Genomic DNA, 14,230 nt, shown 5'->3' on the forward strand with positions numbered 1-14,230 from the left:
CTAAAGCAAAAGCGAAGGCTAAGGCAAAAGCAAAAAAGGAACAAGCTAAAAAAGCAGCAAAGTTAAAGGCAGCAAAGCTTAAGGCGAAGAAAAAGGCAAAACTTAAAGCAGCTAAAGCAAAAGCGAAGGCTAAGGCAAAAGCAAAAAAGGAACAAGCTAAAAAAGCAGCAAAGTTAAAGGCAGCAAAGCTTAAGGCGAAGAAAAAGGCAAAACTTAAAGCAGCTAAAGCAAAAGCGAAAGCTAAGGCAAAAGCAAAAAAGGAACAAGCTAAAAAAGTAGCAAAGTTAAAAGTAGCAAAACCAAATAAAAAGAAGAAAGCTAAAACTAAAGCGATTGAAAAAGTAAAGCCAAAAAAGAAAGCTAAAAATGTTAATAGCAAAAAAACAACTAAACTAAAAAAGGTATCCTAATTAGATTGATTAACTAGCTTTAATTGTAAAACTGGTTGAAGACACTAAAAGGCTCAGCCAGTTTTTGTTATTTAATAGTAAAGATGTAATGCTTTATAATTAATTTTGTAGCTACATCGTTTTCGTGAAAAAAGTCGTTTTTTAGCAGTTTATAATTAGTTACATTTGTGAGATACAAAGAATTATAAACAATTAAAAATATAATAATGAAAACGCTTAACGATTTTAATTTCGCTAATAAAAAAGCATTAATAAGAGTAGATTTTAATGTGCCTTTAAATGAAAATTTCGAGGTTACCGATGCGACAAGAATTATTTCAGCAAAACCAACTATTATTAAAATTTTAGAAGATGGTGGTAGTTGTATTTTAATGTCGCACTTAGGGCGCCCTAAAGGTTTTCAAGACGAGTTTTCATTAAAGCATATCGTTAGTAAAGTTGAAGATGTATTAGGTGTTGAAGTTAAAACACTTTCTGATTGTGTAGGTGACGATGTTGAAGCAGCGGTAGCAAACCTACAACCAGGACAAATTTTATTACTAGAAAATTTACGTTTCTATAAAGAAGAAACAGCTGGCGATAAAGATTTTGCCGAAAAACTATCAAAATTAGGCGATATTTATGTTAATGATGCTTTTGGTACAGCCCATAGAGCGCATGCATCAACAACTATTGTGGCGCAGTTTTTTGAAGATAAAAAATGTTTTGGAAACTTATTAGCTCAAGAAATTGAAAGCATTAATAAAGTTATGGAAACAGGAGAAAAACCAGTTTTAGCTGTTTTAGGAGGCGCAAAAGTATCTTCAAAAATTACCATTATAGAAAATATTTTAGATAAAGTAGACCACCTAATTATAGGTGGCGGTATGGCGTTTACGTTTGTAAAAGCTCAAGGCGGAAACATTGGAAATTCTATTTGTGAAGATGATAAAATGCCGTTGGCTTTAGATATTTTAAAGCAAGCTAAAGCTAAAAATGTACAAATACATATTCCTATTGATACTATTGCTGCAGATGCTTTTAGTAACGATGCTAATAAACAAACCGTAGATATTACAGCAATTCCAGAAGGTTGGGAAGGTGTAGATGCTGGCCCTAAATCTGTTAAATTATTTCATGATGTTGTAATGCAATCAAAAACCATCCTTTGGAATGGTCCGTTAGGTGTTTTTGAAATGGAAAGTTTTGCAAACGGAACTATCGAGTTAGGAAATTCTATTGCCGAAGCCACTAAAAATGGCGCCTTCTCTCTTGTAGGTGGAGGCGATTCTGTTGCTGCCGTTAAACAATTTGGTTTCGAAAATAAAGTAAGCTATGTAAGCACAGGCGGCGGTGCTATGCTTGAAAGCCTAGAAGGAAAAACACTTCCAGGAATAGCAGCTATTTTAGAATAATTTGAAATAAGTTTTCAAATTACCTTTAAAAATACGATTTTAGCCATAATATCGTTCATTAATGAATAGATTTTATGGCTTTTCGTTTTTTTATAATAATATACCTTTTTAATTTAAGTGTCTGTTTTTCACAAAAACAAGACTCGGTTTCTATTCAAAATAATAGAGTAAAGGACACTATAAACTTAAAAACAACATCGATTAAAGATTCTATAATTAAAGACAATACGCATGTTGTTAAAGTTATAGAAGCAGTAATTGATAGTACAACAATACGTAAGTTAGAAGACAACGAGTTTGCTTTAAAACTAGACAAGGCTTGGTTTGAAGAACTATATAGTAATAGGTTGTACGATACCATGTATAAAACCATAACCGAGCTAGATTATAAGCCAGTTGAATATCCAGAACTACATACAGATACACTCAAGGCGCGTTTAAAAGCATTAGATGCTAGAACGCCTTTTAATGTAGAATACAACCCCTCGTTAGAAAGTGTAATTAAATCTTATTTAAAACACAGACGTAAATCTATACAACGTCTAATAACGCTAAGTCAGTTCTATTTCCCAATGTTTGAGCGCGAATTAGATTTATACGATATTCCTTTAGAAGTAAAATACCTAGCAATTGTAGAGTCGGCGTTAAAACCAAGAGCAAAATCTAGAGTTGGAGCAACAGGATTGTGGCAATTTATGTTTGGCACAGGCAAAGAGTACGGTTTGGATGTAAGTAGTTATGTCGATGAGCGTAGCGACCCCATAAAATCTACCGAAGCAGCAGCAAAATATTTGGCAAGATTGTATAAAATATTTGGCGATTGGGATTTGGCGCTAGCAGCATATAACTCTGGTCCTGGAAATGTTGGGAAAGCTATTAGGCGTTCTGGAGGGTATAGAAACTATTGGAATATTAGGCATAACTTACCTAGAGAAACCGCTGGTTATTTGCCAGCATTTTTAGCAAACATGTATATTTTTGAGTATGCCAAAGAGCATGGCTTTAAAAAATATAAACCAGAGTTTGCCCATTTTGAAACCGATACCGTTAGAGTAAAACACATGATAACGCTCGATCAAGTATCAGAAGTAACAGGCACTCCAATTGAAGAACTTCAATTTTTAAACCCTTCATATAAGTTAGATATTATTCCTTTTATTAAAGGAGAAAACTATGTGTTAAGATTGCCACGAGATGTTGTAGGAACATTTGTTAATAACGAAGATAAAATTTACGCTTTTGCTAAAGCAGAATTTGACAAGCGCGAAAAACCAATGCCACAATTTTTAAAAGCCGACTCTAAAACAACTTATAAAGTAAAATCGGGCGATTATTTAGGGAAAATATCCAGAAAATATGGCGTAAGAGTTAGCCAAATAAAAAGGTGGAATGGTTTAAGAAGTAACAATTTAAAAATAGGACAAAAACTAATAATTTATCCTAGAAAACCCAATGTAAACGTTACGTCTTCAACGAAAATAACTATAAAACCAAAACCCATTTCTGGCGAAGTAATTATTTATACCGTTAAAAACGGAGATTCATTATGGAGTATATCTCAAAAATTTTCTGGAGTTTCTATTCAAAATATTAAAGATTGGAACGGTATTAGTGGTAGTAAATTAAAACCTGGAATGAAACTTAAAATAGCTAAAAGTTAAATTCTTAAAAACATTAAAAATATTATGCGATATCTTATTTTATCTATGCTGGCAGTTACCCTTTTAATGTCATGTGGAGATGGTAAAAAATCATCAAAAGAAAGATTTCTTCCAGATGCTTCTGGAGCTATTAACAACGTATCTGTTGTAACAGAAAACGATTCTTGGGACGGGCAAATAGGCGAAGCTATTAGGCAAGTACTAGCTAAACCTATTTATGGTTTGCCTCAAGACGAACCCATGTTTACAATAAGCCAAATTCCGCCATCTGTTTTCTCGGGTTTTGTTACAAAAAACAGAACCGTTTTAAAAATTGTACCAGGAAAAGAAGCAGGTATAATTATTAAAGACGATGTTTATGCGCGACCACAAAAAGTAATAGTAGTTTCAGGAAAAACAAAACAGGATATTATTAATGTTTTAAAAACTAACGAACCTAAAATTATTGAAACCTTTAGAAATGCCGAGTTAAATGAAAGACAACGACAAATGGCAAAATCGCCACATAGTTTTACGTCTATTAAAGAAAAATTAGGCTTAACCATTCAGTTTGCATCCATTTACGAAGCCGCTAAAGAAACCGATAAATTCTTTTGGTTTAGAAAAGACATTACAACAGGACACTCGCATTTAATGATTTACGAGTTGCCATATAATGCTATTAAAAGAAATGATAGTACTGTAAATCAAGTAATAAAAGTTAGAGATTCTATAGGTAAAGTGTATTTTAAAGGCCGATTAGACGGAACTGTTAATGCCAACGGAAATAAAATTAGCTCTTATATGGTTACAGAAAGTGCATATACACCTTTCCATGCTGAAACTATTCTAGATAACAAACCAGCTTTTGAAACAAAGGGTTTATGGGAACTAACTAACGATTTTATGGGAGGCTCGTTTATAAATTATACTATCGAAGATAAAGTAAATAAAAGATGGATTGGTATTGAAGGTTTTATATTTGCGCCATCGGTAGAGAAGCGTAATTATATGCTCGAGCTAGAATCGGTAATAAAATCTGTTAAAATAGATTAGCAGAGAATAAATCTAAAAACAAAAAACCAGCTAATAACAAGCTGGTTTTTTTGTTTTTAGATAAAACGTATTTATCTTTTATTTTTCTTCTGCAGATTCTTCTTCTTTACTAGCGTCCTTAAACTCTTTAATTCCACTACCTAATCCACGCATTAATTCAGGTATTTTTTTACCTCCAAATAAAAGTAAAACAACCACAACAATTAATGCTATTTGCCAAGGTCCAATTGCTAATGGTAACATATATAAGCTCATAATAATGATTTTAAAATACAAAGTTAATAATTAAAGTTTAATAAAGTCGTTTAAAATTCAACTTTAGCATACTGTTAGCTAAGTCTTGTTATAAATTTATTTATTTTTGTTTTGCATGGAAGAAAAAAAAAAGAAACCTAAAAAAATAAAAAGAAAATTACTCGATAAGTATCGCTTAATGATACTTAACGAAAACACGTTTGAAGAGCGTTTGTCTTTTAAATTAACACGATTAAATGTTTTCGTGTTTACTTCTTTATTAGCTATATTTTTAATTACCCTTACTTATTTGCTAATAGCGTTTACACCATTACGCGAGTATATACCAGGATATTCTTCAACAGCATTAAAAAAGAAAGCTACAGAGCTGAGTTTTAAAACAGATTCTTTACAACGCGTTATTAATATGAATGATCGTTTGTACGAGTCTATTAAAAACGTATTAACAGGCGATGTAAATGCAGTAAATTTTAATAAAGACTCTATTATTGAGGCCGTAAAACTAGAAGCTAGCGAAGTAGATTTAAATCCAATAGCCGAAGATTCTTTACTTCGAGAAAAAGTAGACAAAGAAGATAAATATAATCTTTTCGAGTCGGCAACATCGGCAACAAATTTTGTGTTGTTCCCTCCAGTAAGTGGTACAATTAGCGAACATTATAATGCTAAAGAAAAACATTATGCTGTCGATATTGTTGTAGCAAAAGATACACCAATTAAAGCAACTGCCGATGGTATTGTTATTTTTTCAGAATGGACATCAAGCACAGGATATGTAATTATTATAGAGCATAGTTATGGTTTAATTTCGGTTTATAAACACAATGCTACATTAACAAAAGCACAAGGCGATTTAGTAAAAGCAGGCGAAGTTATTGCTACTGCAGGAAGCACAGGCGAATTATCTACAGGGCCACATTTGCATTTTGAACTTTGGAATGATGGATTTCCTATTAACCCAACAAATTTTATAGATTTTAAATGAAAATAGTTTGTTGTGAAGCACTTGTTTTTAAAACTGTTTTCTTGTTGTTTTTTGTTTCTTTATCATGCAAAAAGCAGCAACCAAAAACCTTTAATAAAGATATTGTTTATCAACAATTATTAAATAAATCAGAATCGTTCAATAGTCATAATGTAGATGCTTTTAAAATTAGATATAACTCGCAAGGCCTAATTATTGAAGGCTTTATAGCAAAACCAAATAAGCAGAGTAATAAAAAGTATCCAGCAATAATTTTTTGTAGAGGTGGCAATCAAAGTTATGGCATGCTAAACACATATCAACTTAATATGATTACCCATTTAAGTGCAAATGGTTTTGTGGTTTTAGCATCTCAATTAAGAGGAAATATATCTAGTGAAGGTATAGACGAATTTGGTGGAGACGATGTAAATGATATTTTAAAATTAATAGATATTGCAAAAGCGTTAGATTTTGTAGATGAAAAAAACATTCATATTTTAGGCTATTCAAGAGGAGGAATGAATGCATATCAAGTCTCAAAACTTACAGATAAAATTAATAGTATAGCAGTAGTAGGTGCGCCAACAAACAAGTTTAAAGCCATCAAATTTAGGCAAAACATGTATCATAATGTTTATAAACCTTTGTTTGGCGATACTATAAACAACAGAAACGAATACATAAAACGATCTGCGGTTTATTGGCATAATAAAATAAACGAACCCTTACTTATACTTCACGGAACAGACGATAATAGAGTACAAGTAGAAGAAGCAAAACAGCTTATAGATTCGTTAAAAGCCAAAAATAAAAAAGACCTAAATTTTAAGGTTTTTGTAGGCGGAAATCACGCTTTAACTAATGTTAAAAAAGAAAGAGATAGTTTAATAATTAATTGGTTTAAATTACACACAAAATAAATGCTATCATTAAAATCTGTACTAGCAAAACCATTTGCAAAACGTGTTTATAAAAAGGTTCAAAAATGGGCTAACAACCCAATTGAAACCCAAGAAAAGGTGTTTAAAGAATTAATTTCTTCAGCAGCCGAAACAGTATTTGGTAAAGATCACGATTTTATAAGTATTAATAATTATAACGATTTTGTAAAGCGTGTACCAGTTAGAGATTATGAAGCATTAAAACCTTATGTAGATAGGGTAGTAGCTGGCGAAAACAATATCCTTTGGAAAGGGAAACCATTATATTTTGCAAAAACCTCAGGAACCACATCGGGCTCTAAATATATACCTATTACCAAAGCAAGTATGCCAAGTCATGTTGAAGCAGCCAGAAATGCTATATTAATGTATATTCATGAAACAGGTAACGCAAAGTTTGTTGATGGAAAAATGATTTTTTTGCAAGGTAGCCCTATTTTAAATGAGCAAAACGGAGTACAATTAGGAAGACTCTCGGGTATTGTAGCACATTATGTGCCTAAATATTTGCAAAAAAACAGACTACCATCTTGGGAAACAAATTGTATTGAAGACTGGGAAACAAAAGTTGATGCAATAGTAAACGAAACGTTACCAGAAAACATGACTATTATATCTGGAATTCCGTCGTGGGTACAAATGTATTTTGAAAAATTACAGCAAAAAACAGGAAAAAAAGTAGGCGATATTTTTAAAAATTTCAACTTATTTATTTTTGGAGGCGTTAATTACGAGCCATACAGAAGTAAATTCGAAAATTTAATAGGACGAAAGGTTGATAGTATAGAATTGTACCCAGCAAGCGAAGGTTTTTTTGCATATCAAGACAAACAAAACGAAAAAGGAATGCTTTTGCAGCTTAATTCGGGTATTTTTTATGAGTTTATTAAAGCCGATGAGTTTTTTAACGAAAACCCAAAACGAATTACAATTAAAGATGTTAAGGTAGGTGTAAATTATGTTATGATAATTTCAACAAATGCAGGACTTTGGTCCTATAATATAGGAGATACAGTAGAGTTTACCTCGGTAAAGCCATATCGCGTTATTGTATCTGGACGAATAAAACATTTTATTTCGGCATTTGGCGAGCATGTTATAGGTAAAGAAGTAGAACAAGCTATGCAAGAAGCTACTTTAAATTCAAATATAAGTGTTACAGAATTTACAGTAGCACCCCAAATTACCCCTAAAGAAGGATTGCCATATCACGAATGGTTTGTAGAATTTGAAAACGAACCAGAAAACCTTTCAGCATTAGCAAAAAAAATAGATATATCGCTTCAAAAACAAAACACATATTATTTCGATTTAATACAAGGTCATGTATTGCAGCCTCTTAAAATTACTAAAGTAGAAAAAGGAGGTTTTCAAAATTATATGAAATCCATTGGAAAATTAGGCGGGCAAAACAAGATTCCTCGACTATCAAACGACAGAAAGATAGTAGATGGTTTTCCGTATAAAAATTAACACAAATAGTCTTATCTTTGACCCAACCAAACTAACTATGAGTAATAAAAAACTTCATGAAAGAACACGTGCCCAAGAAAGCTCTAATGCTATCGAGCGCATGTATGTTACTATGCGTCATTTATTTAACCGTGGTTTTTATAAGCCTATGGGGGTTTCTGGCGAAACTCTAAGGCAATCCTTATTACTTTTACGTCCAGAAATTTATGGATCTATAGGAGACGAAAAAGCAGAATTAGAAGGCTTGTTATATGTTATTGATAGATTACCACAAGGTATTGAAGAATGTACATTTATTAACTTAACAAGCGACGAAGGATACTCTAACTCGCATTTTAAAGCCATAATTCCAGAAAAACGTCGTAGAAACTGTTATCGCATTGATGATGAACAGATGAATATTGAAATTACACGAGGGCGATCAGAGATATACGATATACTAACACATATTACTTTTCTTTTTATAGAATCGCATAAAATAAGTAACCGTGTAGTAATAGACGATCAAGGAACTACAACTAGAGATTGGGTAAAGCTTGAAAAAGCAGTATTGTCTAAAAAGAAACTTACGCAAGAAGAACGCGAGGTAGCAATTACACACACCGCAAATATTTTAGGCAGAACATTTAATGAGTTAACAACTGTATACAACGAGTTTTCAACACCTACGCAACCCGAACGATTATTACATATAGTATATTGGTTAGGAAAATTAGCTATCGAGGAGCTGGTAAATAGTAATAAACGAACAGTAACCTTTAGCCCTGTTTTAAGAGAACGCATTGGGCACCATATACATGGCGAAATTTGGGCAAATACAGTAAAAGATTACTTGTTTAAAAACAATTTACTAGAAAGGCCAATACACATAATTAGCGCAAATATGCATAGTGTAATGAATACATTGTTTACACCAAGCGCATTAAAATCAATAGTAGCCAAAAAAGATATTTTTGAGGTTTACGAAGCATTAAGTAATAAAGATAATATAGACCTTCGCAATAAAGTTACTAAAGTAGCGTTGCAAAAGGGGATGATTTATATTAAAGATACTTCTGGAGCCAATATTGATGTTCAAATATTTGATACAGAAAAAATAGATACTTCAAAACTAGACCTTAATATTACCGAAACAAATATTAAGAAAAAAAAGCCTGTTATTTTAGTAATGGATTATGCTTTTGGAGAGCAAGCTTATGAAACTATAGACGAATTATTAAAACCGTATAAACAAAAAGGAAAAAAAACACATTTAAATGTAGAGTCTGTTTCAATCATGGGTAAAGCAGGTATTTTAGAAGGAGGCAAAGGCGATATTATGATACCATCGGCACATATTTTTGAAGGCACAGCAGATAACTACCCATTTGAAAATGAGTTAAAAAGAGAAGATTTAGAAGGCAAAGGTGTAAACGTTTTTGAGGGGTCAATGATAACCGTTTTAGGAACATCGCTTCAAAACAAAGACATTTTAAAATTCTTTTATAATTCCACTTGGAATGTTATAGGCTTAGAAATGGAAGGCGCGCATTACCAAAAAGCCATACAAGCAGCCTCGAGAGTAAGAGGTAGTATAGGGCCAGATGTAAAAGTAAGATATGCTTATTACGCTAGCGATAACCCTTTAGAAACAGGAGCAACATTAGCATCGGGTGGTTTAGGTACATCGGGTGTTAGACCAACATATTTAATAACAAGAACCATATTAGAACAAATATTTAATTAAAAATTATGAGTAAAGATTTACCACAACAACCTCAATCTGAAGAAGTAGATTTAGGACAATTGTTTAAACTTATTGGCAGTGCATTCGATAGGTTTATTAAATTTATAGGTTCTATATTTAAAGCCATTTTCTCGGTTGTTATTTACGCGCTAAAAGCTATTATTGATAATTATAAAATTATTGTAGGTGTTTTATTAGTTGCTGCTGTTTTAGGATATGCTTTAGAAAAAACTAAAAGTGATGTATACTCATCAGAAATGCTTGTTAAGCCGTATTTTGATAGTAAATTTCAGTTGGTAACTAACATTAATTATTATAATGCTTTAATTGATGATAAGGATTATGTACAATTAGGTAATTTGTTTGAAATAGATGAAGAAGCAACAAAAAGCCTTATTGAGTTTGAAATTAACCCAGGCCCAGAAACAAAAAATGATCGTATTTTACAGTTTGAAGAATTTATTGTAGCTGTAGATAGTGTAAGAGCACAAGATATTTCTATTGAAGATTATTTAGAAAACAGAAGTGTGTATTCTGGAAATATATTCCAAATTGCTGTAAAATCTCATAAAAAAAACATTTTTAGATCTCTAGAAAAAGGCCTAAATTCTACATTTACAAATACTTACTCTGTAAAGAAAATGCAGAAAAGAGATTCGCTTATTAATTTAAATAAAGAGCGTGTTAGAAAATCTTTAAATCAAGTAGATTCTTTAAAGCGAGTTTATATTGATGTTATGAAAGCAGATGCAAGCACAAACAATACGCCAGTTACCTTAAAAGAAGGAGGAATGTCTTTAGTTCAAGAACGAGTAAAGACAAAGGAATTTGAATTGTTATCAAAAGAACTAGAATTAAGACGTGAGTTAACAGCGCTAGAATCTCAACAAGTTGAAGAAGATGTATATTTTGATACGATTTCTAGTTTTCAAGATGTAGGTTCGGTTTATACTACCTTTTTTGATAAATATTCTATATTATTTCCAATATTAGCATTCGTATTATTAAGTCTAGTTTTTCTTGGAAATAAGCTTGTTAATTTTGTAAAAAATTATGAAGCATAAATACATTTTAATAACTGGAGGAGCTGGTTTTATAGGTTCTAATTTTATTACATACTTTCTGGAAAAGTATCCAGATATTAAAATAGTAAATATAGATAAGCTTACCTATGCAGGTAAGCTTTCTAATTTAAAAGAAGTAGAAAATCATAAAAACTATACTTTTATAAAAGGCGATATTTGTAATAGGAAACTAATCGAGCAGTTATTTCAAGAGTACAATTTTAATGGCGTTATACATTTTGCAGCAGAATCTCATGTAGATAATTCAATAAAATCGCCTAACGCGTTTATTAACACAAATGTCTTAGGTACTTTTAACTTGCTAGATGTTGCAAAAAACAATTGGATTTCATCGCCGCATTATACAAAACAAGACCATATAGAATCAAGATTTCTACACATATCAACAGACGAGGTATATGGAACACTAGGAGACAAAGGTTTATTTACAGAACAAACAGCCTATGCCCCAAACAGTCCATATAGCGCATCAAAAGCTTCTTCCGATTTTATTGTTAGAAGTTACTATCACACCTTTGGCTTAAACGTTGTTACCACAAATTGTTCTAATAATTATGGCCCTAAACAACACGACGAAAAATTTATACCAACCATAATTAGAAAAGCTATAAAAGGAGAAAAAATTCCTGTTTATGGAAACGGTAAAAATATAAGAGATTGGCTATATGTAGAAGACCACTGTAAAGGTATAGATTTAGCGTTTACAAAGGGTAAAGCAGGCGAAACATATAATATAGGAGGAAATAACGAAAGAAATAATTTACACATTGCAAATACAATATGTGAGATATTAAACTCAGTTTTACCCCAAAAAACATCGTATAAAGAACAAATAACTTTTGTAAAAGATAGGCCAGGACACGATTTTAGATATGCTATTGATGCATCAAAAATAGAAGGTGAATTATACTGGAAAGCAGAAGAAAATTTTGAAACAGGTATACAAAAAACCATAAATTGGTATATTAAAAAATATCAGGACTAATGAAAGGGATTATACTAGCAGGAGGATCAGGAACCAGATTATATCCGCTTACAAAAGTAGTAAGCAAACAGCTTATGCCTGTGTACGACAAACCAATGATTTACTATCCATTAACCACCTTGTTATCTTCTGGAATAAAAGACGTTTTAATTATTTCAACATCTATCGATTTGCCAAGGTTTAAAGCACTTTTAGGAGATGGTAAAGCATACGGTTGTTCGTTTGAGTATGCTATTCAAGAAGAGCCAAAAGGCTTAGCAGAGGCTTTTATTATAGGCGAGAAGTTTATAGGAAAAGATAGTGTAGCTTTAATTTTAGGCGACAATATATTTTATGGTTCGGGGCTAGATAAAACACTTAAAAGTAACATAAATCCTAATGGAGGTGTCATATTTGCTTATCATGTTCAAGACCCAGAACGCTATGGTGTTGTAGAGTTTAATGAAAAAAACAAAGCCATTTCAATAGAAGAAAAACCAGCCAAACCAAAATCTAATTTTGCTGTACCAGGTATATATTTTTACGATAATGCTGTTGTAAACATTGCAAAAAACATAAAACCAAGTAAGCGTGGCGAGTTAGAAATAACAGATGTAAACAAGGTGTATTTACAACAAAACAAACTAAACGTTCAAATTCTTGATAAAGGCACCGCTTGGTTAGACACAGGTACATTTACCTCATTAATGCAAGCCTCGCAATTTGTACAAGTAATTGAAGATAGACAAGGACAAAAAATAGGATGCATTGAAGAAGTAGCCTATAAAATGGGGTATATAAACAAAGAGCAATTAATTAAATTGGCACAACCCTTACTAAAAAGTGGTTACGGAGACTATCTTCAAAAATTAGTTTTAGAAGAATGATTATAGAAGAAACATACTTAAAAGGATGTTACGTTATAACCCCAAAAGTTTTTAAAGACGAAAGAGGTTTTTTTCTAGAAACGTTTAATGAAAACGCCTTTATAGAAGAAACAGGTATTAAAACAAAGTTTGTTCAAGACAATATGTCTAAATCATCTATAGGTGTTTTAAGGGGCTTACACTTTCAAAAAGGGACATTTGCGCAAGCCAAATTAGTTCAAGTAATTAAAGGCAAAGTCTTAGATGTTTGTGTTGATATAAGAAAAGAATCGCCAACCTTTGGGAAACATTTTTCAATAATTCTTGATGAGGTTAATAAAAAACAACTCTATGTACCCAGAGGATTTGCCCATGGTTTTATAGTTTTAGAAGATGATACTATTTTTTCGTATAAGTGTGATAACTTTTATAATAAAGCTTCAGAATCTGGTATTATATTCAACGATAAATATTTAAATATAAATTGGAACTTTCCAGAAGAAAAAATGATTGTTTCAGAAAAAGACAAAGAACTATTAACATTTGAAAACATATTCAAATGAAAAAAAAAGTTTTAGTAACTGGAGCTCATGGGCAACTAGGCAGCACTATAAAAGAATTATTTAAAGAAAACAATATTAATTTAGATTTTGTTTTTGTTTCTAAAGACAATTTAGATATTACTAGAAATGAAAACTTAGACGTTTTTTTTAAAAACAATACCTTTCATTATTGTATTAATTGCGCAGCCTATACAAACGTTGAGCAAGCCGAAAAAACACCCGATATAGCTTATAAAATAAATGCTGAAGGTGTTAAAAATATAGCATTAAAGTGTCGTGAATATAATGTTGTATTAATTCATATTTCAACAGACTATGTTTTTGATGGCGAAAAACGTACACCTTACGTTGTAGAGGATAAAACCAACCCTATAAACGAATACGGAAAATCTAAACTTTTAGGAGAAAAACACATTCAAAATACATTAAGTAACTATTATATTGTTAGAACTTCTTGGCTGTATAGTAAAACGTATGGAAAAAACTTTTATAAAACCATAATAAATAAGGCTAAAACAGAGAAAGAACTTTTTATAACTACAGAGCAAATGGGTTGCCCGACCGATACCGTTAATTTATCAAAATTTATTATAAAATTAATTCAAGATAAAAACCTTCCTTATGGCATATATCATTTTTGCGACGAAAAAGCCATGACTTGGTATAATTTTGCAGAGCAAATTTTAAAAGAAAATAGTAAAACAAAACAAATACAATTATTTAAAAGTAATAATTACAAAAGTTTAACTAAAAGACCAAAATATTCTGTTTTAAAAAACAAATAAACAAGTTCAATAATTCTTTTTTTCAATAAAAGTTATTGTTTAAGAAATAAAAGAGTGAAAAAGTATACAATTATATTACTTTTGTTGCTAGAAAATTAAATTTTA

14 protein-coding genes are annotated in these 14,230 nt (G+C 31.3%); 13 read left to right on the top strand and 1 reads right to left on the bottom strand.

The genetic code is table 11. The features are described 5' to 3' along the window. The 4 genes from ACNG5D_RS00005 to ACNG5D_RS00020 all read left to right on the top strand — a co-directional run. On the top strand, positions 1-410 hold a 410-nt coding region (locus tag ACNG5D_RS00005), incomplete at its 5' end, for a hypothetical protein (RefSeq protein ID WP_418181437.1). Between the two features lie 206 nt (positions 411-616). Further along, complete coding sequence (locus tag ACNG5D_RS00010) at positions 617-1,804, top strand: phosphoglycerate kinase (RefSeq protein WP_418181438.1); 1,188 nt, start codon at positions 617-619, stop codon at positions 1,802-1,804. Between the two features lie 74 nt (positions 1,805-1,878). Then, positions 1,879-3,465: a LysM peptidoglycan-binding domain-containing protein gene (locus ACNG5D_RS00015; RefSeq protein WP_418181439.1), complete on the top strand. Its 1,587-nt coding sequence runs from the start codon at positions 1,879-1,881 to the stop codon at positions 3,463-3,465. A 24-nt stretch (positions 3,466-3,489) separates the two neighbouring features. Further along, the gene (locus ACNG5D_RS00020; protein WP_418181440.1) at positions 3,490-4,500 is read left to right on the top strand and encodes a DUF4837 family protein; all 1,011 of its coding nucleotides are present in this window, start codon (positions 3,490-3,492) and stop codon (positions 4,498-4,500) included. 78 nt (positions 4,501-4,578) lie between these two features. On the opposite strand, the gene tatA is transcribed toward ACNG5D_RS00020, so the two are convergent. Further along, positions 4,579-4,755 (bottom strand): twin-arginine translocase TatA/TatE family subunit, encoded by a 177-nt coding sequence (gene tatA / locus ACNG5D_RS00025; protein ID WP_418181441.1) that lies wholly within the window; start codon positions 4,753-4,755, stop codon positions 4,579-4,581. Between the two features lie 115 nt (positions 4,756-4,870). Here tatA and ACNG5D_RS00030 point away from each other — a divergent pair, with 115 nt between their 5' ends. Genes ACNG5D_RS00030 through rfbD form a run of 9 tightly spaced genes read left to right on the top strand, consistent with a single transcriptional unit; the run spans position 4,871 to position 14,125 of the window. Next, the gene (locus tag ACNG5D_RS00030) at positions 4,871-5,740 is read left to right on the top strand and encodes a M23 family metallopeptidase (RefSeq protein WP_418181442.1); all 870 of its coding nucleotides are present in this window, start codon (positions 4,871-4,873) and stop codon (positions 5,738-5,740) included. Next, positions 5,737-6,642, top strand: coding sequence for an alpha/beta hydrolase family protein (locus tag ACNG5D_RS00035; protein ID WP_418181443.1), 906 nt, complete (start codon positions 5,737-5,739; stop codon positions 6,640-6,642). The genes ACNG5D_RS00030 and ACNG5D_RS00035 overlap by 4 nt, the downstream gene beginning before the upstream one ends. After that, positions 6,643-8,136 (top strand): GH3 auxin-responsive promoter family protein, encoded by a 1,494-nt coding sequence (locus ACNG5D_RS00040; RefSeq protein WP_418181444.1) that lies wholly within the window; start codon positions 6,643-6,645, stop codon positions 8,134-8,136. A 37-nt stretch (positions 8,137-8,173) separates the two neighbouring features. Then, positions 8,174-9,862, top strand: coding sequence for a DUF6909 family protein (locus tag ACNG5D_RS00045; protein WP_418181445.1), 1,689 nt, complete (start codon positions 8,174-8,176; stop codon positions 9,860-9,862). Between the two features lie 5 nt (positions 9,863-9,867). Continuing rightward, entirely contained in the window at positions 9,868-10,926 is a 1,059-nt protein-coding gene (locus tag ACNG5D_RS00050) for a hypothetical protein (protein ID WP_418181446.1), read from the top strand. Next, positions 10,916-11,932 (top strand): dTDP-glucose 4,6-dehydratase, encoded by a 1,017-nt coding sequence (gene rfbB / locus ACNG5D_RS00055; protein ID WP_418181447.1) that lies wholly within the window; start codon positions 10,916-10,918, stop codon positions 11,930-11,932. Before ACNG5D_RS00050 ends, rfbB begins: the two co-directional genes overlap by 11 nt. Then, positions 11,932-12,798 carry a glucose-1-phosphate thymidylyltransferase RfbA gene (gene rfbA, locus ACNG5D_RS00060; protein WP_418181448.1) on the top strand — a complete coding sequence of 289 codons (867 nt, stop codon included), beginning with the start codon at positions 11,932-11,934 and terminating at the stop codon, positions 12,796-12,798. The genes rfbB and rfbA overlap by 1 nt, the downstream gene beginning before the upstream one ends. Continuing rightward, positions 12,795-13,340 carry a dTDP-4-dehydrorhamnose 3,5-epimerase gene (rfbC, locus tag ACNG5D_RS00065; protein WP_418181449.1) on the top strand — a complete coding sequence of 182 codons (546 nt, stop codon included), beginning with the start codon at positions 12,795-12,797 and terminating at the stop codon, positions 13,338-13,340. The genes rfbA and rfbC overlap by 4 nt, the downstream gene beginning before the upstream one ends. Beyond that, positions 13,337-14,125 (top strand): dTDP-4-dehydrorhamnose reductase, encoded by a 789-nt coding sequence (rfbD, locus tag ACNG5D_RS00070; protein ID WP_418181450.1) that lies wholly within the window; start codon positions 13,337-13,339, stop codon positions 14,123-14,125. Before rfbC ends, rfbD begins: the two co-directional genes overlap by 4 nt. The last annotated feature ends 105 nt before the right edge of the window (positions 14,126-14,230 follow it).

It is taken from the genome of Algibacter ulvanivorans (assembly GCF_048381495.1).
Classification (GTDB): domain Bacteria; phylum Bacteroidota; class Bacteroidia; order Flavobacteriales; family Flavobacteriaceae; genus Algibacter_B; species Algibacter_B ulvanivorans.